This is a genomic window from Kitasatospora azatica KCTC 9699 (genome assembly GCF_000744785.1).
GTDB classification, from domain to species: domain Bacteria; phylum Actinomycetota; class Actinomycetes; order Streptomycetales; family Streptomycetaceae; genus Kitasatospora; species Kitasatospora azatica.
Genome location: NZ_JQMO01000003.1, coordinates 5,349,565 through 5,372,266 on the forward strand (window position 1 = coordinate 5,349,565; position 22,702 = coordinate 5,372,266).

At 72.0% G+C, this 22,702-nt stretch carries 20 protein-coding genes; 12 read left to right on the forward strand and 8 right to left on the reverse strand.

The features are described from left to right. Positions 1 to 31 precede the first annotated feature (31 nt). Positions 32 to 241: a DUF5703 family protein gene (locus tag BR98_RS34295; RefSeq protein ID WP_035851194.1), complete on the reverse strand. Its 210-nt coding sequence runs from the start codon at positions 239 to 241 to the stop codon at positions 32 to 34. A gap of 288 nt (positions 242 to 529) precedes the next feature. Between BR98_RS34295 and BR98_RS34300 the strand changes: the two genes are divergently transcribed. Next, entirely contained in the window at positions 530 to 1,135 is a 606-nt protein-coding gene (locus tag BR98_RS34300; protein WP_035851196.1) for a hypothetical protein, read from the forward strand. 157 nt (positions 1,136 to 1,292) lie between these two features. Here BR98_RS34300 and BR98_RS34305 read toward each other — a convergent pair whose 3' ends face one another. Next, a complete protein-coding gene (locus BR98_RS34305; RefSeq protein WP_051970836.1) occupies positions 1,293 to 3,398 on the reverse strand; it encodes an ATP-binding domain-containing protein in 2,106 nt (701 codons plus the stop codon). Continuing rightward, positions 3,395 to 4,375, reverse strand: coding sequence for an aldo/keto reductase (locus BR98_RS34310; protein ID WP_035851198.1), 981 nt, complete (start codon positions 4,373 to 4,375; stop codon positions 3,395 to 3,397). Before BR98_RS34310 ends, BR98_RS34305 begins: the two co-directional genes overlap by 4 nt. 231 nt (positions 4,376 to 4,606) lie before the next feature. Here BR98_RS34310 and BR98_RS34315 point away from each other — a divergent pair, with 231 nt between their 5' ends. From BR98_RS34315 to BR98_RS34340, 6 genes are all read left to right on the forward strand, one after another. After that, entirely contained in the window at positions 4,607 to 5,659 is a 1,053-nt protein-coding gene (locus tag BR98_RS34315) for an LLM class F420-dependent oxidoreductase (RefSeq protein ID WP_035851208.1), read from the forward strand. 192 nt (positions 5,660 to 5,851) lie between these two features. Continuing rightward, positions 5,852 to 6,637 (forward strand): histidine phosphatase family protein, encoded by a 786-nt coding sequence (locus BR98_RS34320; RefSeq protein ID WP_083977346.1) that lies wholly within the window; start codon positions 5,852 to 5,854, stop codon positions 6,635 to 6,637. 72 nt (positions 6,638 to 6,709) lie between these two features. Further along, positions 6,710 to 7,276 carry a DUF3090 domain-containing protein gene (locus BR98_RS34325; protein ID WP_035851209.1) on the forward strand — a complete coding sequence of 189 codons (567 nt, stop codon included), beginning with the start codon at positions 6,710 to 6,712 and terminating at the stop codon, positions 7,274 to 7,276. Positions 7,277 to 7,410: 134 nt separating this feature from the next. Beyond that, positions 7,411 to 8,250, forward strand: coding sequence for an SCO1664 family protein (locus BR98_RS34330; protein WP_051971254.1), 840 nt, complete (start codon positions 7,411 to 7,413; stop codon positions 8,248 to 8,250). A gap of 92 nt (positions 8,251 to 8,342) precedes the next feature. Then, positions 8,343 to 9,572 (forward strand): cysteine--1-D-myo-inosityl 2-amino-2-deoxy-alpha-D-glucopyranoside ligase, encoded by a 1,230-nt coding sequence (gene mshC / locus BR98_RS34335; RefSeq protein WP_035851211.1) that lies wholly within the window; start codon positions 8,343 to 8,345, stop codon positions 9,570 to 9,572. Positions 9,573 to 9,969: 397 nt separating this feature from the next. After that, positions 9,970 to 11,451, forward strand: coding sequence for an APC family permease (locus BR98_RS34340; RefSeq protein WP_051970837.1), 1,482 nt, complete (start codon positions 9,970 to 9,972; stop codon positions 11,449 to 11,451). Here the strand turns inward: BR98_RS34340 and BR98_RS34345 are convergent. From BR98_RS34345 to BR98_RS34355, 3 genes are all read right to left on the reverse strand, one after another. Further along, on the reverse strand, positions 11,337 to 12,437 hold the full coding sequence (locus tag BR98_RS34345; RefSeq protein WP_232247841.1) for a slipin family protein: 1,101 nt from the start codon (positions 12,435 to 12,437) through the stop codon (positions 11,337 to 11,339). The two genes, BR98_RS34340 and BR98_RS34345, sit on opposite strands and share 115 nt — an antisense overlap. A 223-nt stretch (positions 12,438 to 12,660) precedes the next feature. Further along, positions 12,661 to 13,707: a PAC2 family protein gene (locus BR98_RS34350; protein WP_051970840.1), complete on the reverse strand. Its 1,047-nt coding sequence runs from the start codon at positions 13,705 to 13,707 to the stop codon at positions 12,661 to 12,663. A 142-nt stretch (positions 13,708 to 13,849) separates the two neighbouring features. Continuing rightward, positions 13,850 to 14,665: an SGNH/GDSL hydrolase family protein gene (locus BR98_RS34355; RefSeq protein WP_035851213.1), complete on the reverse strand. Its 816-nt coding sequence runs from the start codon at positions 14,663 to 14,665 to the stop codon at positions 13,850 to 13,852. 120 nt (positions 14,666 to 14,785) lie between these two features. Between BR98_RS34355 and BR98_RS34360 the strand changes: the two genes are divergently transcribed. The 5 genes from BR98_RS34360 (at position 14,786) to BR98_RS34380 (ending at position 20,928) form a co-directional block, all read left to right on the forward strand. Then, positions 14,786 to 15,796: a LacI family DNA-binding transcriptional regulator gene (locus BR98_RS34360; RefSeq protein WP_035851215.1), complete on the forward strand. Its 1,011-nt coding sequence runs from the start codon at positions 14,786 to 14,788 to the stop codon at positions 15,794 to 15,796. Positions 15,797 to 16,070: 274 nt separating this feature from the next. Next, positions 16,071 to 17,465 carry an extracellular solute-binding protein gene (locus BR98_RS34365; RefSeq protein ID WP_035851217.1) on the forward strand — a complete coding sequence of 465 codons (1,395 nt, stop codon included), beginning with the start codon at positions 16,071 to 16,073 and terminating at the stop codon, positions 17,463 to 17,465. Between the two features lie 62 nt (positions 17,466 to 17,527). Beyond that, positions 17,528 to 18,403, forward strand: coding sequence for a carbohydrate ABC transporter permease (locus BR98_RS34370; protein ID WP_083977350.1), 876 nt, complete (start codon positions 17,528 to 17,530; stop codon positions 18,401 to 18,403). Positions 18,404 to 18,415: 12 nt separating this feature from the next. Beyond that, positions 18,416 to 19,306, forward strand: a complete 891-nt coding sequence (locus BR98_RS34375; RefSeq protein WP_035851225.1) for a carbohydrate ABC transporter permease — start codon at positions 18,416 to 18,418, stop codon at positions 19,304 to 19,306. 26 nt (positions 19,307 to 19,332) lie between these two features. Continuing rightward, positions 19,333 to 20,928: a glycoside hydrolase family 13 protein gene (locus BR98_RS34380; protein ID WP_198042333.1), complete on the forward strand. Its 1,596-nt coding sequence runs from the start codon at positions 19,333 to 19,335 to the stop codon at positions 20,926 to 20,928. A 67-nt stretch (positions 20,929 to 20,995) separates the two neighbouring features. Here BR98_RS34380 and BR98_RS34385 read toward each other — a convergent pair whose 3' ends face one another. Then, positions 20,996 to 21,772 carry a GNAT family N-acetyltransferase gene (locus BR98_RS34385; RefSeq protein ID WP_035851230.1) on the reverse strand — a complete coding sequence of 259 codons (777 nt, stop codon included), beginning with the start codon at positions 21,770 to 21,772 and terminating at the stop codon, positions 20,996 to 20,998. Between the two features lie 102 nt (positions 21,773 to 21,874). After that, positions 21,875 to 22,585 carry a haloacid dehalogenase-like hydrolase gene (locus tag BR98_RS34390; RefSeq protein ID WP_035851232.1) on the reverse strand — a complete coding sequence of 237 codons (711 nt, stop codon included), beginning with the start codon at positions 22,583 to 22,585 and terminating at the stop codon, positions 21,875 to 21,877. Between the last annotated feature and the right edge of the window lie 117 nt (positions 22,586 to 22,702).

Genomic DNA, 22,702 nt, shown 5'->3' on the forward strand with positions numbered 1-22,702 from the left:
ACCGCCGGACATCACCAGCTGCGAAGCGCTGTCACCAGCTGCGAATCTGCCGGATGATCCGGCGGCGCAGCAGGACGGTCCGACTGCCATCAGGGAAGAGTCGGAGCCGATCCAGCTCCCAGTGCCCGTACTCGGCGTGCTCGGTGAGTAGCTGCCGTGCCGCGTTGCGCGAGGTGCCGCGCGGCATGCGCAGGGACTGGTACTCGTACTCTGGCTGCCGGACCAGCTTCGGTGGGGTCAAGGCTCGCCTCCTCAGCGACGACTGCGGGCAAGCCTACGACCTGCCCCCGACAGTGGCGCCGGTCCGGACCGGGTCCCCGGTCCCGACCGGTGCCGTACCTCCGGGAGAAGTCATCTGATGCATGATCAATTCCCGGATCGGATGAGTTCTTCGGAGGCATTTCTACCCGCCGGGCGGCTCCCGAAAAGCGCATGGTTTCGGACATCACGGGTCAAGTTGCCAGGGTTTCGCAAACTCGGGAGGTAACCCCTGTGCGCCGCAGGCCCTGGTACGGATAGCGTCTGACCCATGTCTGATGCCGCGCAGCTCACCCGCACCGAGGTACGCGAAGCCGCCGAGGCGGTCAAGGCCGCCATCGACCGCCATCTGGAAGCGGTGTCCAGCACCACCACCGACGACGATCCGGCGGTCTTCGCCGCCTACGAGGAGTTGGCCGCGGCGGCCATCCACTACGACCAGCTGCTCTACGAGGTCTACGACGAGGTCACCCCGTTCGAGGTCCCCGGCGACGGCGGGCCCGGCAGCTACCAGGGCCCGGAGGAGCCGGAGGCGGTCAGCGTGCTGATCCGCCGCGACTACCGGATCGTCGACCCGCGCCGGCTTCGTGCCCAGGCCGAGCGCCTGGACGACTCGCTGGCCCCGGTGACCGGCGAGGAGCAGGGAGTGACGGCAGCCGTCGGGGTGGTCTTCGGTGAGTTCGAGCCGGACGAGATCGCGGCCCGCGCGGAGGAGTTCGGCCTGGAGGAGGGCGACTCGACGCTCTGGGTGACGGCGACCGACCCGACCGAGCCGGGGGAGTGGCTGGCCGAGCCCTTCGACACCCCGGACCCGCACCTGCTGCTCTGCCGGTTCGACGTCAGCGAGGTCTACGACGAGGACGACCTCGACGACTGAGCCGATGAGTGAACGGACGACTGCACTGTCGAGCCGGCTGAACGAGTCGGTTGGACCGACAAGTCGGCTGAACCGACGAGGCGACTGAACCGACGAGGCGACTGAACGGACGAGCGCCGGGGCCGCGTGGCCCCGGCGCTCGTCGTGAGCCGGTCGGTTACCCCTCGGCCTCGGCCAGCAGCCCCCGCAGCCGTGTCGTGCGCGCAGTGCCGGGCCGCTCGGCGACGGCCTGGGCCAGCGCGGGCCCGGCGGCGTGCACCACGGACAGATGCCGCTCGGCCCGGCCGAAGGCGGTGTACACCCACTGCCGGGTCAGCCCGGCGGCCGCATCCTCGGGCAGCACCACCACGCCGCCCGGCCAGCGCCGACCGAGGGCCTGATGGACCGTCAGCGCCCAGCCGTGCCGCAGCCGGTCGACCTGGGCGGGCGGCAGCAGCAGCTCCGCCCCGTCGGTCAGGGCGAGCCGTAGGCCGGCGGCATCGCCGTCGAGCACGGTGCCGGGACGGTTGACCCCGGGCAGCGGCGAGTAGACGACCCGGTCACCGGGGTCGAAGCCGGCGAACCGGCCGGGGCCGGGGTTCAGCGCGGCCTTGGCGGCGGCGTTGAGCGCCCGAGTACCGGCCGCACCGCCGTGGCCGGGGGTGAGCAGCACGGTCTGCTCGGCGGGGATGGACAGCGCGCGCGGGATCGAGTCGGTGAGCAACTGGACGGCCCGGTGGACGGCCTCGCCGGCGTCGCGGGCGGTGAGGATCACCACCTCCTTGCCCGGCGCCTCGACGCTCTGCAGCTCGCCGATGCCGATCCCGGAGACCAGCTCGCCGATCGGGCCGAGGTCGGGCGTGCGGGAGGCGACCACGGGGCAGGGCTTGGCGGCCAACAGGTCGGCGAAGAGTCGCCCGGGGCCGGTCGACCAGAGCTGGCCGGGGTCGCCGCTGAGGACCAGCCGAGTGCCGTCGCCGAGCGACTCGACCAGGGTGGCGGCGAGCTCGAGGTCGAGCAGCGGGGCGTCCTGGACGATCAGCAGGTCGAGCGCGAGGGTGCCGTCCTCGGCGCGCTCCACCCCGCCGGGGGCGAGCAGTTCGGCGAGGGTCAGCGAGTCGGGGTCGGCCAGCGCGTCCCGGCCGTACTCGGTCCAGGCGGCTGCGCGGGCCCGCAGGCGGAGCTCGCGCGCGGCACCGAGCAGCTCGGCCAGCTCGCCGCGGGAGGCGGCGTCGCCGGTGTGCAGGACCAGGCCGTTGGCGGCGACGGCTCGGATCAGCGCGGCGGCCGAGGGCGAAGCGGTGGTCGCCGCGGCCTCCCAGGACTCGGCGGACTGGGCAGCGTCAGCAGGTTCATCGGGCTGGGCAGCGTCGGCGAGCTCGTCATCCTGGGCGGCGTCGGCGGCCTCAGCAGCCTCGGCGGGCTCGAAGGTGGAGATCAGCCGGACCAGCCCGTCCGCCGCCGCGTCCTCCGCCAGTGCCAGCCGCTCCAACGCGAGCAGCATCCGCATCGGCGGCTCCTCGTCCTCGCCCAACTCGCGCGCCCCGGGCCCGGTCTCCTCCTCCTGGAAGGGCATCACCCGGCCGTCCTGCACGGCGTCCTGCAGGGCTTGGTCGGGGTCGGGCAGGCCGAGCTTCGCCAGGCCCGCCCGCAGCTCGGTGGCCTCCAGCGCGGAGTGACCACGCAGCGCGGCCTGCTCCAGCAGCCAGCCGGCCAGCGCCTGCCCGCGTCGCGGGTCGCCGGGGCCGGCCGCCGGGCCGAGCAGGGCCCGGGCGAAGCCGTCGGCCTGCTCGGGGCGCACCCCGGGCAGCGCGAGCAGCGACCACGGGTCCTCGCGCAGCAACTGCGCGGCGCCCTCGCCGAAGGCGGTCAGTGCGGCCCCGGCCAGCGCGGGGACGGCGGCAGCGGGCGCACCGCCGGCGGCGAGCAGTTCGGCGACGGACGAGGTGTCACCGAAGGCGGCCACCGGAGCCGTGGCGATCCCCGGAGCCGTGGCGGGCGCCGACGCCGCGGCGGCCGCAGCGGGAGCTTCCGGCTGAGGATCGGCCGAGCCCTGGGACTCGCGCTCGACCGAGGGCTCGGCCGAGGGCTCGGGTGCAGGCCCAGGTGCAGGCTCGGGTCTGCGTGCGGCAGCCGGCGCCGACGGCGCTCCAGGCGTGCGCCGCTCCACCGCGCGGATCGCCTCGGTCAGCGCGGCGAGGTCGGCACTGCGCGAGGACCGCGGCTCGGGCACCTGGCTCTCGCCGGGTTCCGCTCCGTCGGCCGGGTCGTGCGTCTGACTCACAGTTCGTTCCAGTCCTGATCAGGGTAGCGACGCACCGGCGCCGAGATGTCGTCCAGCGCACCGCGGATCTCATCCGGAAGCGTAAGCGCCTCCACCGACAGCGCCGCGTGCAGCTGTGCCGCCGTCCGCGCGCCGACGATCGCGCTGCTCACCCCGGGCCGGTCGCGGACCCAGGAGAGGGCCACCGCCAGCGGGCTGCTCGCCAGGCCGTCCGCCGCCGTGGCGACGGCGTCCACGATCCGCCGCGAGCGTTCCCCGAGGTAGGGCTGCACGAAGCCGGACAGGTAGGGGGAGGCACCACGCGAGTCCTGCGGGACGCCGTGCCGGTACTTGCCGGTCAGCACGCCGCGGCCGAGCGGTGAGGAGGCGAGCAGCCCGAGCCCGGCGTCCAGCGCGGCGGGCAGCACCTCGCGCTCGATGCCGCGCTGCAGCAGCGAGTACTCCATCTGCGTCGCGGCCAGCGGCACCCGGCCGGGCGCGCAGCGCTGCCAGGTCGCGGCCTTGGCCAGCTGCCAGCCGCTGAAGTTGGAGACCCCGACGTAGCGGGCCCGCCCGGAGCTGACGGCCAGGTCGAGGGCGTGCAGGGTCTCCTCGGTGGGGGTGGCGGGGTCGAAGGCGTGCACCTGCCACAGGTCGATGTGGTCGGTGCCGAGCCGGCGCAACGAGGCGTCCAGGGCGGCGAGCAGCCGGCCGCGCGAGGTGTCGAACCGGCGGTCGGAGTCGGGGACACTGCCGGCCTTGGTGGCGATGACCAGTTCGGAGCGCGGGATCAGAGTGTCCGTCAGTCGGGAGAGCAGGTACTCGGCGCCGCCGTCGGCATAGACGTCGGCGGTGTCCACCAGGGTGCCGCCGGCGTCGACGAACTCCTTGAGCTGCTCGGCGGCTTCGTGCTCGTCCGTGTCGCGGCCCCAGGTCATGGTGCCCAGGCCGAGTCGAGAGACCCGTAGGCCGGTGCGGCCCAGATGACGCTTCTCCATGGCGGAAGGACCCCCTCGATCGGTACCCACGAGGGTAGCCGCCGCCTCGGACGATGTGACGCGCGCCACGCCTACCGGTCAGTAGCATGACCGCGACCGGCGCGACTACCGTGGCCGCGACAGCCCCTGCGCAAACGCGACAGCTCCACCCCAAAACAGCCCCTCCCCAAAAACAGCCCTTCCCGAAAACAGCCCTTCCCGAAAACAGCCCCTCCCGAAAGGCGTGCAGCCATGCGACTCGGCATCAACCTCGGTTACTGGGGCCTCGGCCTGGACGCCGACAACATCGCGGTGGCCCAGGAGGCCGACCGGCTCGGCTACTCGGTCTGCTGGGCCGCCGAGGCCTACGGCTCGGACGCGGCGACCGTGCTCTCCTTCGTGGCCGCCCGGACCGAGCGGATCGACGTCGGCTCGGCGATCTTCCAGATCCCGGCCCGCACCCCGGCGATGACCGCGATGACCGCGGCCACCCTGGACGCCCTCTCCGGCGGCCGGTTCCGGCTCGGCCTCGGGGTGTCGGGGCCGCAGGTCTCCGAGGGCTGGTACGGCGTCAAGTTCGACAAGCCGCTGGCCCGCACCCGGGAGTACGTGGAGATCATCCGCAAGGCGATGTCCCGCGAGCGGCTCACCCATGAGGGCGCCAACTGGACGCTGCCCCTGCCCGGTGGCCCGGGCAAGGCGCTGAAGCTGACGGTGCATCCGGTGCGTGAGCACATTCCGCTGTACATCGCGGCGATCGGCCCGAAGAACCTGGAGCAGACCGGCGAGATCGCCGACGGCTGGCTCGGCATCTTCTTCTCGCCCGAGCCCGAACACGCCGCGCTCTCGCTGGACCCGCTGCGCGCCGGGCGGGCCAAGGTGGGCAAGACGCTGGACGGCTTCGACCTCTGCCCGACCGTCAACATCGCGGTCGGCGAGGACGTCGCGGCGCTCGCCGACGGGCTGCGCTCCTACGCCGCGCTCTACATCGGCGGGATGGGCAGCAAGGAGAAGAACTTCTACAACCAGCTGGCCCGCCGGATGGGCTACGAGCAGGCCGCCGAGGAGGTCCAGCAGCGCTACCTGGCCGGCGACAAGGAGGGCGCGGCGGCGGCCGTGCCGCACGAGCTGATCGACGCCTTCTCGTTGCTCGGCTCCAAGGAGCGGATCGCGGACCGGATGCGCGCCTACGCGGATGCCGGGGTCACCACGCTGACGCTGGCCCCGGCCGGCTGGACGCTGGACGAGCGGATCACCGCGCTGCGCACCGGCGTCGAGGCGCTGGAGCTGGCCGGACTGGCCTGACGAGCTCAGCCGGGCGCGCCGGACGAGCTCAGCCGGGCGCGCCGGACGAGCTCAGCCGGGCGCGCCGGACGAGCTCAGCCGGGCGCGCCGGACGAGCTCACTCCGGCGCGCCCGAGGAGCCGACCTCACGTGGTGACCGCGGGACAGCAGGGCAGGACGGGGTGGCGCGCGGCCACCCCGTAGGCTTGGGGCATGCCCACACTGCTGCTGGTACGCCATGGCCGGTCGACCGCGAACTCCTCCGGGATCCTCGCCGGTTGGACTCCCGGGGTGGACCTGGACGAGACCGGCCGGGCGCAGGCGGACAAGCTGGTCGACCGGCTCGCCGGCGTGCCGCTGGCGCAGGCGGTGAGCAGCCCGCTGGAGCGCTGTCGGCAGACCCTGGCCCCGCTGCTGGCGGCCCGCCCCGAGCTGGGTGAGCCGACCCTGGACGACCGGTTCGGCGAGTGCCACTACGGGGAGTGGACCGGACGCCCGCTCAGCGAGCTGGCGCAGGAGCCGCTCTGGCGCACGGTCCAGGACCACGCCTCGGCCGCGGCCTTCCCCGGCGGGGAGTCGCTGCGCGCGCTCAGCCACCGCACGGTGGCGGCGGCCCGCGAGTGGGACGAGAAGATCGCCGCCGAGCACGGCCCGGACGCGATCTGGCTGGCCTGCACCCACGGCGACGTGATCAAGGCGATCGTGGCCGACGCGCTCGGCCTGCACCTGGACCACTTCCAGCGGATCAACGTGGACCCCTGCACGGTCACGGTGATCCGTTACACCCCGCTGCGGCCGTTCCTGCTGCGGATGGGCGACACCGGAGACCTCACCTCGCTGCGGGCCAAGGCCCCGGCGGGTGGCGACGCGGTGATCGGCGGCTCCACCGGCGCCGACGCGGTGATCGGCGGCTCCACCGGCGCCGACGCGGTGATTGACGGCTCCACCGGTGCCGACGCGGTGGTCGGCGGCTCCACCGGGGCCGACGCCGTAGGGTGAAACCACGGCCCTCGTAGCAACCGCAGCCCCTGAACAAGTCCAGACCCGTTCAACACACCCCGGAGCGAGAGAGTGCCCCGACAGGTCTTCTTCTACGACCAGCCCGAGCGGTTCGTGGCCGGTACCGTCGGCCAGCCCGGCTCGCGGGCGTTCTTCCTGCAGGCCAGCGCGCGCGGCCGGATCACCAGCGTGCTGCTGGAGAAGACGCAGGTCGCCGCCCTCGCCGAGCGGGTCGAGGAGGTGCTGGACGAGGCGCTGCGGCGCAGTGGCGGCCAGGCGCCGATCCCGGCCGTGGCGCCGGTCGAACTGGTCGACACCGCGCCGCTGGACCTGCCGCTGGAGCAGGAGTTCCGGGTCGGCACCATGGCGCTGGCCTGGGACGCGGGTGACGGGTTCCTGGTGGTCGAGGCGCAGGCGGTGGTGGAGGACGCCGAGGAGGAGGACGCCGAGGTGACCTTCGAGGACGAGGAGAACGGCCCGGACATGCTGCGGGTGCGGCTGACCGGGGCGATGGCCCGGGTCTTCGCCAAGCGGGCCCTCGACCTGGTGGCGGCCGGGCGCAAGCCCTGCCCGTTCTGCAACCTGCCGCTGGACCCGGAGGGCCACCTGTGCCCGCGCCAGAACGGTTACAAGCGCTGAACGCCGACCAGGAAGCCGTAGCCGACCACGAAGCGGCCCGCCAGGAAGCAGCGGCCGCCCGGGAAGCCGTGGCCGACGGGGAACCAGCGGCCGCCCGCGAGGCCGCAGTCGACCAGGAGGCCGCCGAGGACGAGATGACCGACATACCGGAGGCCGACCCGGCCACCGGCGCGGCGCTCGCCGCCGACGTGCCGGCCGCCCTGGAGCTGCTGCGCGCCGGCACCCTGACCGTGCACGGGCAGCTCACCGACGCCTCCAACGCCGCGCTCTACTGCTCGGTCGCACTGGACGGGGTCGAGGCGCTCTGCGTCTACAAGCCGGTCCGCGGCGAGCGCCCGCTCTGGGACTTCCCGGACGGCACCCTGGCCGGCCGCGAGGTGGCCGCCTACGAGCTGGCCGCCGCCACCGGCTGGGCGCCGATCCCGCCCACCGTGCTGCGCGACGGGCCGTACGGCAGCGGCATGGTGCAGATCTGGGTGGAGCCCGATCCGCAGGCCGCGCCGCTGCTCGCGCTGCAGGATCCGAGCGGCCCCGAGCCGGGCTGGCTGCCCATCGTCGAGGCCGAGGTGGGCCAGGGCCGCACCGCGCTGCTGGTGCACCTGGACGACCAGCGGCTGCGCCGCCTGGCCGTAGTGGACGCGGTGCTCAACAACGCCGACCGCAAGGGCGGGCACCTGCTGTCCGCCGCCGACGGACGGATCTACGGCATCGACCACGGTGTGACTTTCGCCGCCACCGGCAAGCTGCGCACCCTGCTCTGGGGCTGGGCCCGCGAGCCGCTGACCGAGGAGGCGGTGGAGATGCTGCGGCGCCTCGGCGGTGAGCTGGACGGTGCTCTCGGCAAGCGGCTGGCCCCGCATCTGACGGCGGTTGAGCTGACGGCCACTCGGGAACGGGTGGCGGAGTTGCTGCGCACCGGCCGACACCCGCTGCCGTCCCAGGAGTGGCCGTCCATCCCCTGGCCGCCGGTCTAGGTCCGCTGCGACCCGCGGAATCGGCTGCTGGTTTCAGCCGATTCCGTCGACTGGTTAGCCTTTCAAATGATCGCAAGGTTAGAGTCATTTTCATGCATGCCTGGCCCGCCTCCGAGGTTCCCGCCCTGCCTGGTCAGGGACTGCCCCTGCGTATCCACGACACCGCCACCGGCGGTATCCGCGAGGTGGTGCCGCAGGGCGACACCGCCCGGCTGTACGTCTGCGGCATCACCCCCTACGACGCCACCCACCTGGGCCACGCCGCCACCTACAACACCTTCGACCTGGTCCAGCGGGTCTGGCGGGACGCCGGCCACGACGTGCTGTACGTGCAGAACGTCACCGACGTGGACGACCCGCTGCTCGCCCGCGCGGTGGAGACCGGCCAGGACTGGACGGCGCTCGCCGAGCGCGAGACGGCCCTGTTCCGCGAGGACATGACCGCGCTGCGGATCCTGCCGCCGGCCCACTACATCGGCGCCGTCGAGTCGATCCCGTGGATCGTCCCGCTGGTCAAGAAGCTGCTGGCGTCCGGCGCCGCGTACGAGCTGGACGGCGACATCTACTACTCGGTCGCCGCCGACCCCCGGTTCGGTGAGGTCTCCCGGCTGGACCGCGAGCAGATGCTGCAGATCTTCGCCGAGCGCGGCGGTGACCCCGAGCGCCCCGGCAAGCGGGACCCGCTGGACGCGCTGCTCTGGCTCTCGGCCCGCTCCGGCGAGCCCGCCTGGGACACCGAGCTCGGGCACGGCCGCCCCGGCTGGCACATCGAGTGCGTGGCGATCGCGCTCGAGTACCTGGACATGGGCTTCGACATCCAGGGCGGCGGCAGCGACCTGGCCTTCCCGCACCACGAGATGGGCGCCGCGCACGCCCAGACCGCCACCGGTGTCCACCCGTTCGCGCGGGCCTACGTGCACGCCGGCATGGTCGCCCTGGACGGGCACAAGATGTCCAAGTCGCGCGGCAACCTGGTCTTCGTCTCCGCGCTGCGCCGCGAGGGCGTGGACCCGGCGGCGATCCGGCTCGCCCTGCTCTCCCAGCACTACCGCGCCGACTGGGAGTGGACCAAGTCCACCCTGGACGAGGCCGTGGAGCGGCTGGCCCGCTGGCGCGCCGCGGTCTCCCGGCCGGACGGGCCGTCGGCCGAGCAGCTGCTCGCCGAGGTGCGGGCGGCGCTGGCCGAGGACCTGGACGCGCCGGCCGCGCTGGCGGCGGTGGACCGCTGGGCCGAGCAGCAGGCCGCCACCGGCGGCGAGGACATCGGCGCGCCGGGCCTGGTCTCGCGCACCGTGGACGCGCTGCTGGGTGTGGCCCTCTAGGGCCCACTGCTGGGTGTGGCCCGCCAGGACTGCCGGGTGCGGCCCACCAGCGGCTGAGCAGCCCTAGCACGCCAATGCCATAACAGTCTGTCAACAACAGGGCCGCCGATCTGACAACAGGTCGGCGGCCCTTTGGCGTGCCCCTTCGGATTTCGTAGACACGCCGTGCTGAATCTGCGGATTGCGTGGCGTTTCGCGCGTTATGGATCTGATCCGATCAAAGCATTGCCACTCCCGGCGCGCGCTGGGCAGCATATGGGCCACCCCGGGCGCCCGGGGTGGCCCGCAGCGCAGGAGTAGCCCACAAAGCGAACGCGCCGCCGCCCTTCTCCGCCTCACCTCCCCACCCGCGCGTCCGCGCTTCCTTCCCCCTGACCGGTTTCGGAGAGGCAGCTTCGTGTCCACAGCAACAAATCCCGGCCTGCGTGCCAATGTCCTCGGCGCGGCCGACACCGTCGTGATGGCCGTCGCCGGCAGTGCGCCCGCGTACTCGCTCGCCTCCACCACCGCCGTGCTGGCCGGCGCGGCCGGGCTGGTCGGCCCGGCGGCCCTGCTCTGGTGCGCGATCCCGATGCTCGGCATCGCCTGGGCCTTCAACTACCTGGGCCGACTCGACGTCAACGCGGGCGCCAGCTACTCCTGGGTGGGCCGCGCGCTGCACCCGGCGCTCGGCTTCCTGGCCGGCTGGTCGCTGGTGGTCTCGGCGACCATCTTCATGGTGGCCGGCTCGCTGCCGGCCGGGCAGTACACCCTCTCGCTGTTCTCCGCCTCGCTCGCGCAGAACACCTGGGCGGCCACCGGGGTCGGCGCGGCCTGCTTCCTGGTGATGGCCGCACTGGTGCTGCTGGGCGCGCAGATCACCGCCCGGGCACAGTGGATCATGACCACCGTCGAGGTGGCGATCCTGCTCGTCTTCGGGGTCGCCGCGCTGATCCACGGCGGCCACGCGGCCGTCTTCTCCTGGTCCTGGATCTGGGGCTTCGGCCACTTCGGCGGGGTCAAGGGCTTCGCGGCCGCGGCACTGATCGCCGCCTTCTACTTCTGGGGCTGGGACGTCACCGCCAACCTCAGCGAGGAGACCAGCGACAGCAAGAAGAACTCCGGCTTCGGCGGCCTGGTCGGGGTGATCGGGGTGTTCGCGCTCTTCGAGGTGGTGACCATCGCGGTCAACCTGATCATCAGTCAGGACGACCTGGCCAACCCCGACTCGCCGCCGCTGCTCACCACCCTGGGCGACACCGTCTGGCCCGGCGTCGGCGGCAAGATCCTGGTGCTCGCGGTGATGCTCTCCACCATCGCCACCCTGGAGACCACGCTGATCCAGGTCACCCGCTCGCTCTTCGCGATGGGTCGCGACAAGACCGTGCCCTCGGTCTTCGGCCTGGCGCACCGGCGCTGGCAGACCCCGTGGGTGGCGCTCGCGGTGGTGGTCGTGGTCTCGCTGGGCCTGTTCGTCGGCTCCAACGCGCTCGGCTCGGTCAACAAGATCCTGGCCGACGCGGTGGCCGCGATCGGCTTGCAGATCTCCGTCTACTACGCGCTGGCGGGCCTGGCCGTGGTGGTCGCCTACCGCAAGCTGATCCTGCGCTCGGCCGCCAACGCGATCTTCATCGGGCTCTGGCCGCTGGCCGGCGCGGTCTTCATGGCCTTCCTCTTCGTGGAGAACTGCCGCAGCCTGCCCGGGGCGCAACTGGGCATCGGGCTCGGCGCGCTGGCCATCGGGCTGCTGCCGATGGGGTGGTACTGGGCGAAGGGCAGCGCGTACTACCGGCGCGGGCCGGGGCTGGACGCCTCCGAGCCGTCCGGGGACGGCGTGGGGACGTCGGACGGCCCGATCTCGGTGGCCGGCTCCTCGGACGCGGAGGCCGCGGCCTCCTGAGCCTGAGCGGCCCGGTCCAGTGCCTGAGCGCGCTGCAGTGCCTGCGCGAGGTCCAGTTCCTGGGCCCGGTCGAGCTCCTGGGCCCGGCCGAGTTCCTGAGCCCGGTCGAGCTCCTGGGCCCGGCCGAGTTCCTGAGCCCGGTCGAGCTCCTGGGCCCGGCCCAGTTCCTGGGACTGCTCGAGTTGCTGGGACTGTTCCAGCCTGGCCCGGGCCGCGTTCTCGTCCGTCGCGCTGTCCAGGAAGCGGAGCAGCTCGACCGGGAACGGCAGCACCAGCGTCGAGTTCTTCTCGGCGGCGACCTCCACCACCGTCTGCAGCAGGCGGAGCTGGAGCGCCGCCGGGGTGGCGCTCATGATCGAGGCGGCCTCGGAGAGCTTCTTGCTGGCCTGGAACTCACCGTCCGCGGTGATGATCCGGGCCCGCCGCTCCCGGTCCGCCTCGGCCTGCCGGGCCATCGAGCGCTTCATCGACTCGGGCAGCGCGACGTCCTTGATCTCCACCCGGTCGATCTCGATGCCCCAGCCGAGCGCCGGGCTGTCCAGCATCAGCTCCAGGCCCTGGTTGATCGGCTCGCGGTTGGCCAGCAGGTCGTCCAGCTCGCTCTTGCCGATGATCGAACGCAGCGAGGTCTGGGCGACCTGGGAGATCGCGAACTGGTAGTCCTGCACATTGACGGTGGCGCGGACCGGGTCGACCACCCGGAAGTACACGACCGCGTCCACCCGCACCGTGACGTTGTCCCGGGTGATGCCCTCCTGGGCGGGGATCGGCATGGTGACGATCTGCACGTTCACCCGTCGGATCCGGTCCGCCACCGGCATCAGCATCACCAGGCCGGGGGCCCGGACCTCGTCGCGGACCCGGCCGAAGCGGAACACCACCCCGCGTTGGAACTGCTGGACCACCCGCACGCTCAGCGCCGCCCACGCGGCGCCGACCGCGGCCATCGCGCCCACCGCCCCCAGCACCACATCCAGGACCAACATGGCGTCACCTCGGCCACAACCCGGCTACCGGCCTTCCACGGTACTCCGGCGGCGGGGCGGCGGACGGCCCCGGCGGGGGCGGGCCGCGGCTGGACCGGGCCCCGTCAGGTGGTCTAGACCCTTGACAGGACACGGTCCGGACCGGTGCACTGGTCGTGGCCGATGACCGGCGGCTGCCCGACGTCGGTCATCGGCGCCGTCACGCCCGGCTGTTGACGGTGGATCAGCGAGTACTGCCGCCCTTGCCGTCCGCGTTGTGGTCGTCCTCCTCGGCGGACTCCTCCGCCGTCGGCTCCGCGGCCGAGTCCGCCGCCGCCTCCGGCGAGGCAGCCGGTTCGGCCGGCTCCACCGGCTCCACGGAGCCCATGACCTCGCCGGCCCGCTCCGTGATGGCCCGCCCCGGGCCCGGCTTCTCGCCGCTCGGGCCCTGGTTGTCCCGCCGCCGCAGATAGCGCTCGAACTCGCGGGCGATCGCCTCGCCGCTGGCCTCCGGAAGCTCCGCGGTGTCCTGCGCCTCCTCGAGCTGCTGCACGTACTCGGCCACCTCGCTGTCCTCGGCGGCCAGCTGGTCCACGCCCAGCTGCCAGGCACGGGCGTCCTCCGGCAGCTCGCCCGGCGGGATCCGCAGGTCGAGCAAGTCCTCCAGCTTGTTGAGCAGCGCCAGCGTCGCCTTGGGGTTGGGCGGCTGGGCCACGTAGTGCGGCACCGCGGCCCAGAGCGTCACGGCCGGCACGCCCGCGTGCGTGAAGGCCTCCTGGAGCACGCCGACGATGCCGGTCGGGCCCTCGTAGCGGCTCTCCTCCAAGTCCAGCCGGCGGGCCAGCTCGGGGTCCGAGGTGACCCCGCTGACCGGCACCGGGCGGGTGTGCGGGGTGTCGCCCAGCAGCGCGCCGAGGATCACCACCAGCTCCACGCCCAGTTCGTGCGCCAGCCCGAGCAGCTCCTGGCAGAACGAGCGCCACCGCATGCTCGGCTCGATGCCGCGCACGAGCACCAAGTCCCGGGTGGTCGGCTCGGTCACCCGGACCACCGACAGCCGGGTGGTCGGCCAGGTGATCCGCCGGACTCCGCCGTCCAACCAGACGGTCGGTCGGTTGACCTGGAAGTCGTAGTAATCCTCCGCGTCCAGGGCGGTGAACACCTTGCCGCCCCAGGTCTCGTCCAGATGCCCGACCGCCGTGGAGGCGGCATCTCCCGCGTCGTTCCAGCCCTCGAAGGCACAGACCATGACCGGGTCGATCAACTCGGGAACATCTTCCAGCTCGATCACCCAGCGTCTCCCTCCGCACGTGGAACTCCGCGTTCCACGGACCCTACCTGCCCAGCCTACGGGCTTTGATGCGCGAGGTTCCGCGTATTAGACCCGGTTAGACCCGGACCGGGCGGTGTACCGGGCAGTGCAGCGGGCGGGATCAGGCGAGTGCGTCCGTCACCACCGGAAGGTATCCGCGGGCCTGTCCGTCGGCGGTGGGATGGAAGGACTCCCAGAGGTTGAGCAGCACGATGCCGGTGATCCACTCGGCCTTGCCGCTCTCGCAGAGGCCGTGGCCGGTGAAGGCGGGGCGCGGATCGGCGAACCGGGCGCCGTGGGCGGCGGACTGCTGCCGGATCAGCTCGTCCAGCTGGTCGGTCAGCTGGTTGAACCGGGTGCGGCGGGTGTCGGTGCCGGCCCAGCAACCGGCACCGGCGTCGGGCCGCAGCAGGTGCGGGTAGCCGGTCACCACCACCCTGGCCACCGGGGCGGCCTGGCCGACGGCGGTCAGCAGGCGGTCCAGCCGGCCCGGCAGTTGGTCCCGCAGCAGCTCGGCGGAGTGGTCCAGGGCCTGGGTGCAGCGGCCCTCGGTGGTCAGCGGCTGCAGGCAGTCGACCACGGCGTCGGTGAAGTCCAGGTCGTTGCCGCCGACGGTCAGTGTCACCTCGCCGGTGCCGGCCGGCAGCTGGGGGAGTTGCCCGGCGAGCACGTCCTCGGTGGTGGCCCCGAGGCAGGCGAGGTCGAGGAAGGCGGCGTCCGGGTGGGCGGCGGCCCACAGCGCGGGGTAGCCGTGGGCGCTGCGGTGGCAGTCGCCGCTGGACCGGTCGTAGCCGCCGGCCGCGACCCCGGCGGCGTAGGAGTCGCCGAGCGCGACATAGCCGGCGGCGGACCGGTCCTGGGCCCGGGCCGGCGCGGCGGCCCCGAGCAGCAGCAGTGCGGTGGCCGCGAGCGCGGTGGGGAACTTCAGACGGATCATGGCGACGGATGGTATCCAAATGATCACGCCGAGTGGTGGACCGTCGGGGTGGCGCAAACTTCCGTAAGGCGACGCAATCTTCCGTAAAAGAATTGCGTGATCTGCCGTAGGATCGCCGCCATGACACGACGACTTGCGCAGGTGGCCAAGAAGGTCGGGGTGAGTGAGGCCACGGTGAGCCGGGTGCTGAACGAGAAGCCCGGCGTCTCCGAGGCCACCCGGGCCGCGGTGCTCACCGCCCTCGATGTGCTCGGCTACGAGCGCCCGACCCAACTGCGGGGCGAGCGGGCCCGGTTGGTCGGTCTGGTGCTGCCGGAGCTGCAGAACCCGATCTTCCCGGCCTTCGCCGAGGTGGTCGGCGGGGCGCTGGCCGGCCAGGGCTTCACCCCGGTGCTGTGCACCCAGACCGCCGGCGGCGTCTCCGAACCCGACTACGTGGACCTGCTGTTGGAACAGCAGGTGTCCGGGGTGATCTTCTTCGGCGGCTGGTACGCGCAGGGCGACGCGCCGCACGAGCACTACGGGCGGCTCGCCGAGCGCAACCTGCCGACGGTGCTGCTCAACGCCGCCGTGGAGGACCTGGACTTCCCCCGGGTCTCCTGCGACGACGCGGTCGCGGTGGAGCAGGCGATGGGTCATCTGCGTCAACTCGGCCACAGCCGGATCGGCATGGTGCTCGGCCCGCCCGACCACGTGCCCTCGCAGCGCAAGCTCGCGGCAGGTCGGGCGGCCGCCGAACGGGCCGGGTTCACGCTGCCCGAGGAGCTGGTGGAGCGGGCGCTGTTCTCGTTGGAGGGCGGGCAGGCGGCCACCACCCGGCTACTGCGGCAGGGGGTGACGGCGGTGATCTGCGCCAGCGACCCGCTGGCGCTCGGCGCGGTGCGCGCGGTGCGGCGGTTCGGGCTCTCGGTGCCGGACGACGTCTCGGTGGTCGGCTATGACGACTCGTCCTTCATGACCTGCACCGATCCGCCGCTGACCACGGTGCGCCAGCCGATCGAGGCGATGGGGCGGGCCGCCGTGGAGCTGCTCGCCGGTGCCATCGCCGGGGTCCGGGTGACTCATGACGAGCTGCTGTACGAACCGGAGTTGGTAGTGCGGGGGTCGACGGCCCCGGTGCGTCGGGACTGAGATCGCAGGAACCGGCAGCAGGAACCAGTAGCGGGAACCAGCGGTAGGAACGAGCAGCAGGAACCAGCAGAGGGCGGGCACTTCGGTGCCCGCCCTCGCTGCGTTTGCCGAGACTTGTCGAGCCAGACTCAATGCTGTCGAGTTTTTGCGAAATCACGTCGACATCTTGTGGCCATCTGTTCGGGCTGGTTAAGTGAGCTGCGCCACCGAGGAGCGGTGGCCTCCCCACCCACCTCCTGCCCCGGGCATCCCCGTGCCCGCAGAAGGGTCCCCCATGAACAGCAAGCAGTTCCTGCGCAGATCCGTCGCGGCCGCCGCTGTCGCGGGCCTGACCGTCTCGCTCTCCGCCTGCGGGAGCAGCGGCGGCGGATCGGGCACCGCCAAGCCCGCGCCCAGCGGCGGCGCGACCCTCGACCCGAACACCAAGGTCACCATCAGCATCGACTGCCAGCCGCCGGTCACCAAGACCGCCGAACGCAAGGAGTGGGCCGCCGACATCGCGGCGTTCAACAAGCTCTACCCGAACGTCACGATCAACTCCAAGGACGCCTCCCCCTGCGAGGACCCGGCCGCCTTCACCGCCCAACTGGCCGGCAAGAGCCAGCCCGACGTCTTCTACAGCTACTTCACCGACCTCAACCAGGTGCTCGACGCCGGTCAGGCCGAGGACATCTCCGCCTACGTCAACGACGCCTCGGTGCCCGCCCTGAAGGACATCGACCCGTCGGTGCTGTCCACCCTCAAGTCGGACGGCAAGCTCTACGGCCTGCCCACCTCCAACTACAAGATGGGCCTGATCTACAACCGCAAGCTCTTCACCCAGGCCGGCCTGGACCCCGACAAGCCGCCGACCAGCTGGGACGAGGTCCGCGCCGACGCCAAGAAGATCGCCGCACTCGGCAACGGCGTCAACGGCTACAGCGAGTACAGCGCGAGCAACACCGGCGGCTGGCACTTCACCGCCGAGCTCTACGGCCTGGGCGGCTCGATGCTCTCCAGCGACGGCAAGAAGGCCGCCTTCAACACCGCCGAGGGCAAGCAGGTCCTGCAGAACCTGCACGACATGCGCTGGACCGACAACAGCGTGGGCGCGGCCCAGGGCCTCAAGTGGCCGGACCTGATGACCCAGATGTCCACCGACAAGACCGGCATGTACATCGGCGCACCCGACGACATCACCTACATGGTGCAGACCCTCAAGGGCGACTACGCCAACTACGGCATGGGCCCGATGCCCGGTGGCAGGGCCGCGCTGCTCGGCGGCAACGACTACTTCTTCAAGAAGGGGTCCACTCCCGACCAGATCAAGGCCGGCATCGCCTGGATCAACTTCAAGTACCTCACCATCGGCAAGGGCCAGTTCGACTACGCCAGGTCCAAGGCCGACGGGCTGCCGGTCGGTCTGCCGCAGCCGTTCTTCTTCGGCGGCGCCAGCCTGGCCGCCGACAACCAGGGCAAGGCCGCCAGCGCCACCGTTCCGGTCGCCAACTACGCGCCGTACCTGGCCACCTCGGTGCCCGGAAAGACCGAGCCGGCCAACGCCCAGCAGATCTACAAGATCCTGGACAACGCCGTCTCCGGCGTGCTGACCAACCAGAACGCGGACGTCGCCAAGCTGCTCTCGGACGCCGAGACCCAGGTCAACCAGGTCATCGCCAACAACCAGTAGTCGAGCGTCCGTCCGGGGCCGGTCGCCGGCCGGCCCCCGCTTCACCGAGTGGGAGTACCCCGATGGCAGCGAGCCGCCTGAGGCTGCGTCAGAACCTCACCGCCTACGGCTTCCTGGCCGGCGCACTGGTCAGCTTCGGCTGCTTCACCTGGTACCCGATGGTCCGTGAAGTGATCATGAGCTTCCAGAAGACCAAACGCGGCCGCACCAGCTGGGTCGGCCTGGCCAACCTGACCCGGATCACCCACGACCCGGCCTTCTGGCACGCCTGGGGCAACACCCTGCAGTTCACCCTGCTCGCCCTGCTGCTCGGCTTCGCGGTGCCGTTCCTGGTCGCCGTGCTGCTCAACGAACTCCGGCACGCCAAGGCCTACCTGCGGATCCTGGTCTACCTGCCGGTGATGCTGCCGCCGGTCGCCTCGGTCCTGCTCTTCAAGTACTTCTACGACCCGGGCTACGGCCTGTTCAACCACATCCTGCACGCGCTGCACCTGCCCACCTCGGCCTGGCTCAACTCACCCGGCAGCGCGATGCTCTCGGTGGTGATCGCCGCCACCTGGATGAACATGGGCGGCGCCACCCTGATCTACCTGGCCGCCCTGCAGGGCATCCCCGGCGAGCTCTACGAGGCCGCCGAACTGGACGGCGCCGGCCTGCTCCGCCGGATCTGGCACGTGACGATCCCGCAGACCCGGCTGATCCTGTCCCTGCTGCTCCTGCTGCAGATCGTCGCGACCATGCAGGTCTTCGTCGAGCCCTTCCTGCTCACCGGTGGGAACGGGCCGCAGGACTCGACCATGACCGTGGTCAACCTCGTCTACCAGTACGCCTTCAACTTCGGCAACTACGGCAGCGCGGCGGCGCTCGGCCTGGTGATGCTGGTGGTGCTGGCCGGCTTCTCCGCCGTGTACGTCAAGCTCAGCCGCGCCGAGGACTAGGAGGGCTTCGCCATGGCGCACGCAGAACCGCAGACCCGTACCCTGATCTCGCAGAGCCAGCTCAACCGGCGCGGCGGCCGGATCGTCTACTGGACGGTGCTCACCCTGGTGGTGGGCGGCTTCACCCTGGTCTTCCTCGGACCGCTCTACTGGCTGGTCACCGGCGGACTCAAGTCCACCCACGAGGTGATCCAGAACCCGCCCACGCTCTTCCCCACCCAGCTGCACCCCGAGACCTATGCGGAGGCCTGGAGCAAACTCCGGCTCGGCCGACTGCTCTTCAACACGCTCTACTACGCCTTCGGCGCGCTCGCCCTCCAACTGGTCTTCGACGTGGCCGCGGCCTACGCGCTGTCCAAACTCCGGCCGGTGCTCGGCAACCTGATCCTCGGTCTGATGCTCGCCACCCTGATGATCCCGGCCGCTGTGCTGATCGTCCCGCAGTACCTGACCGTGCTCGACCTGCCGCTGCTGCACCTCAACCTGATCAACTCGCCCTGGGCGATCTGGCTGCCCACCGTGGCCAACGCCTTCAACATCTTCCTGCTGAAGCGCTTCTTCGACTCGATCCCGGCCGACCTGATGGCCGCGGCCGCGATCGACGGCGCTGGACCGGTGCGCGCGCTCTGGTCGATCGTGCTGCCGATGTCGCGGCCGATCATCGGGGTGGTGTCGATCTTCGCGGTGGTCAACGTCTGGAAGGACTTCCTCTGGCCGATGCTGGTGGAACCCGACCCGCGCAACCAGCCGCTCAACATCGGCATCAACTCGCTGGCCACCGGCGTGCCGCAGAACGTGGTGATCGCCGCGCTGGCGATCGCCTCGGCGCCCACGGTGCTCTTCTTCCTCCTCTTCCAGCGCTCGATCATGTCCGGGCTGACCTCGGGAAGCCTCAAGGGCTGACGCCCATCCGCAGAAGGGACCGACCCGTGCACGACGACTGGTGGCGCGACGCGGCGATCTACCAGGTCTACCCGCGCAGCTTCGCCGACGGCAACGGCGACGGCACCGGGGACCTGGCCGGAGTTCGCGCCCGCCTGCCGTACCTGGCCGAACTCGGCGTCGACGCCGTCTGGTTCAACCCCTGGTACCCCTCACCGATGGCGGACGGCGGCTACGACGTGGCCGACTACCGCGCGGTGGACCCGCTCTTCGGCACCCTGGCCGAGGCCGAGCAACTCATCACCGAAGCCCTCGAACTGGGCATCCGCAGCATCGTGGACATCGTGCCCAACCACGTCTCCGACACCCACCCGTGGTTCCGCGCCGCGCTGGAGGCCGCCCCCGGCAGCCCGCAGCGCGAGCTCTTCCACTTCCGCCCGGGCCGCGGCGCCGACGGCGAACTGCCCCCCAACGACTGGGTGTCGGAGTTCGGCGGCTGCCCGTGGACCAGGGTGCCCGACGGGCAGTGGTACCTGCACCTGTTCGCCAGCCAGCAACCCGACCTCAACTGGGCCCATCCGCAGGTGCGCTGGGAACACGAGGCGATCCTGCGGTTCTGGTTCGACCGCGGCGCGGCCGGCGTGCGGATCGACTCCGCAGCACTGCTCGCCAAGGACCCGGCGCTGCCCGACTTCGAACCCGGCCGCGACCCGCACCCCTATGTGGACCGCGAGGAACTGCACGAGATCTACCGCTCCTGGCGAGCCATCGCCGACTCCTACCCCGGGGTGCGGATCCTGGTCGGCGAGGTCTGGCTGCCCGACGCCGAGCGGTTCACCCGCTACCTGCGCCCCGACGAGCTGCACACCGCCTTCAACTTCGACTTCCTGGCCCGCCCCTGGCAGGCCGAACAACTGCGCGCCTCGATCGACGCCACGCTGACCCTGCACGCCCCCGTCGGCGCCCCCGCCACCTGGGTGCTCTGCAACCACGACGTCACCCGCACGGTCACCCGCTACGGCCGCCGCGACACCGGCTTCGACTTCGCCGCCAAGGCCTTCGGCACCCCCACCGACCCGGTCCTCGGCCTGCGCCGGGCCCGCGCCGCCGCGCTGCTCTCGCTCGCCCTGCCCGGCGCCGTCTACCTCTACCAGGGCGAGGAGTTGGGCCTGCCCGAGGTCGAGGAACTGCCGCTGGAACGGCTGCAGGACCCGATGCACTTCCGCTCCGGCGGCACCGACCCCGGACGGGACGGCTGCCGGGTCCCGCTGCCCTGGTCCGGCAGCGAACCGCCGTACGGCTTCTCGGCCCCCGGTGTGACGCCCTGGCTGCCGCAACCCGCCGACTGGGCCCGGCTCACCGTCGAGGCACAGCGCGCCGACCCGGACTCCATGCTCGCCCTCTACCGCGCCGCGCTGGCCCTGCGTCGGCGCGAACCGGGCTTCCGCGGCGACAAGTTCGAGTGGCTGCCCAGCCGGCCCGGAGTGCTCGCCTTCCGGCGCGGACCCGGCCTGAGCTGCCTGGTCAACCTCTCGGCCGAGCCGGTCCCGCTGCCGGGGTGCGGCGAGGTCCTGCTGACCAGCGAGGACCTGACGGATGGCCAACTTCCCTGCGACGGCGCAGTCTGGCTCCGTCAGGGCTGACCAGCAGGGCTGACCAGCAGGGCTGACAGGCAGGGCTGACCGGCAGGGCTGACCGGCAGGGCTGATATCAGGGCTGAAAGGTGTAGGGCGTGGTGACGCTCAACGCGGCGAAGCCCAGCCGCTGCAGGATCGGCCGGCTCTGGTCCGAGGCGTCCACCTGCAGATAGCGGTAGCCGCGTTCGGTGGCCAGCCCCGCCCGGTGGGCCACCAGCGCGCGGTACAGCCCGCGACCACGCCAGGCCGGCGCCGTCCCACCACCCCAGAGGCCGGCGAAGGACACGTCCGGCAGCAGTTCCATCCGCGCACCGCAGACCGGCTCGTCCCCGGCCATCGCCACCACCACGCTGATCGTCTCCGGCGCCTGCGCCGCCTGCAGCCGCAGCCGGCGCAACAGCTGGGCAGGATCGGTGCCGAAGGCCCGCTGGTGCGCCTGCCCCAGCAGGGTGATCCCCTCCTCGTCCGCCCCGGTACGCAGCCGGATCCCCTCGGGCAGCACCACCTCGGTGAGCTGCGAGGCCACCTCGGCCACCATCAGGGTCTCCGCCGGCTCGGCCGTGAACCCCGCCGCGAGCAGCCGCTCACCCAGGTCGGCGGGCCGGTCGTGCCGGTAGTGCTTCCACTCGAACTCCCGCCCCCGCGCGGTGAAGTAGCGCACCTGCTCGGCGATCGCCGGATCGGCCGTCCCCGCATCCAGATCCGACCAGAGCACCGCGGACCACCCGAACTCACCCCCGTCGTGCCGCACCACCGGCCCCACCCGCTGCACCACCGCCCCCGGCCCCTCCGGCCCCGCCTCGCGCCGCAGCTCACGGTCGTACCGGGCCAGCACAGCTTCGGTGTCCATCCCGCCAGTCCACCAGGGGCCCGGGGGAGAGGCAACCGGATTACTCTCCAGCGCCCGGTCAGTGCCTGGTCAGCGCCCGGTCGGTGCCTCGTCAGCGCCCGCTCAGCGTCCCGTCACCGCGCGCCGGACCGCTGCCGTGTCCGTCAGGTCGGGCAGCACCACGTCGGCGCCCGCTGCCGCCAGCTCGGCGGCGGAGACGGTTCCGGTGGCAACCGCCACGCTGCGGGCGCCGACGATCTGGGCGGTTGCCACGTCGCGCAGGGTGTCGCCGATGATCACGGTCTGTCGGCCGTCGAAGCGGCGGCCGAGGACCTGTTCGGTGCGGTCGAAGGCGTGTGCGGGCAGGTCGGAGCGTTCGTAGGCGTCGTCGCCGTAGGCGCCGAGGCGCAGGTCGAGGAGGTCGGTGAGGCCGAAGGCGCTGAGCTTGAGGACGGCCAGCGCGTGCAGGTTGCCGGTCAGCACCGACTGCCGGACCCCGGCGACCTTTCCCACCGCGGCGAGTGCCGCCTGGGCGCCGGGCAGCGCGTGGCCCTCGTCCGCCAGGTCGTCGGCGCGGTCCTGCATCTCGGCCACCACCAGCTCGAGGAAGGTGCTGAGCAGTCCGTCGCCCGGGTCCAGCTCGTGTGCGCGCAGCACCTCGGTGGCGGCGGCCAGTTCGGTGCGGCCGTCGAACTGCCAGCTGCGCTCCAGCGGCTGCCCGGTGGCGCGCTGGAAGGCGGCTGCGTAGGCCCGGCGGTTGACCGTGCCGCAGTCGAGCAGCGTGTGGTCGATGTCCCAGAGCACCAGCAGCGGCGTGGGCAGATTGAGATTCACGGACCCCTCCGATCAGCTGTGGCCGCATCCAGCGACCCCCCACCTCCGATCATCGCGCATATGCCACCGGCTTGTCGCCACCACGCTGACGAACCGTCAGAACGCGCCGGTCAACTC

Bases quoted from the DNA above. Each gene is read 5' to 3' on its own strand.
- BR98_RS34365 (WP_035851217.1), top strand. From the start codon at position 16,071: ATGAACAGCAAGCAGTTCCTGCGCAGATCCGTCGCGGCCGCCGCTGTC.
- mshC (WP_035851211.1), top strand. From the start codon at position 8,343: ATGCATGCCTGGCCCGCCTCCGAGGTTCCCGCCCTGCCTGGTCAGGGA.
- BR98_RS34345 (WP_232247841.1), bottom strand. From the start codon at position 12,437: ATGTTGGTCCTGGATGTGGTGCTGGGGGCGGTGGGCGCGATGGCCGCG.
- BR98_RS34330 (WP_051971254.1), top strand. From the start codon at position 7,411: ATGACCGACATACCGGAGGCCGACCCGGCCACCGGCGCGGCGCTCGCC.
- BR98_RS34310 (WP_035851198.1), bottom strand. From the start codon at position 4,375: ATGGAGAAGCGTCATCTGGGCCGCACCGGCCTACGGGTCTCTCGACTC.
- BR98_RS34315 (WP_035851208.1), top strand. From the start codon at position 4,607: ATGCGACTCGGCATCAACCTCGGTTACTGGGGCCTCGGCCTGGACGCC.
- BR98_RS34360 (WP_035851215.1), top strand. From the start codon at position 14,786: ATGACACGACGACTTGCGCAGGTGGCCAAGAAGGTCGGGGTGAGTGAG.
- BR98_RS34375 (WP_035851225.1), top strand. From the start codon at position 18,416: ATGGCGCACGCAGAACCGCAGACCCGTACCCTGATCTCGCAGAGCCAG.
- BR98_RS34320 (WP_083977346.1), top strand. From the start codon at position 5,852: ATGCCCACACTGCTGCTGGTACGCCATGGCCGGTCGACCGCGAACTCC.
- BR98_RS34370 (WP_083977350.1), top strand. From the start codon at position 17,528: ATGGCAGCGAGCCGCCTGAGGCTGCGTCAGAACCTCACCGCCTACGGC.
- BR98_RS34385 (WP_035851230.1), bottom strand. From the start codon at position 21,772: ATGGACACCGAAGCTGTGCTGGCCCGGTACGACCGTGAGCTGCGGCGC.
- BR98_RS34300 (WP_035851196.1), top strand. From the start codon at position 530: ATGTCTGATGCCGCGCAGCTCACCCGCACCGAGGTACGCGAAGCCGCC.
- BR98_RS34355 (WP_035851213.1), bottom strand. From the start codon at position 14,665: ATGATCCGTCTGAAGTTCCCCACCGCGCTCGCGGCCACCGCACTGCTG.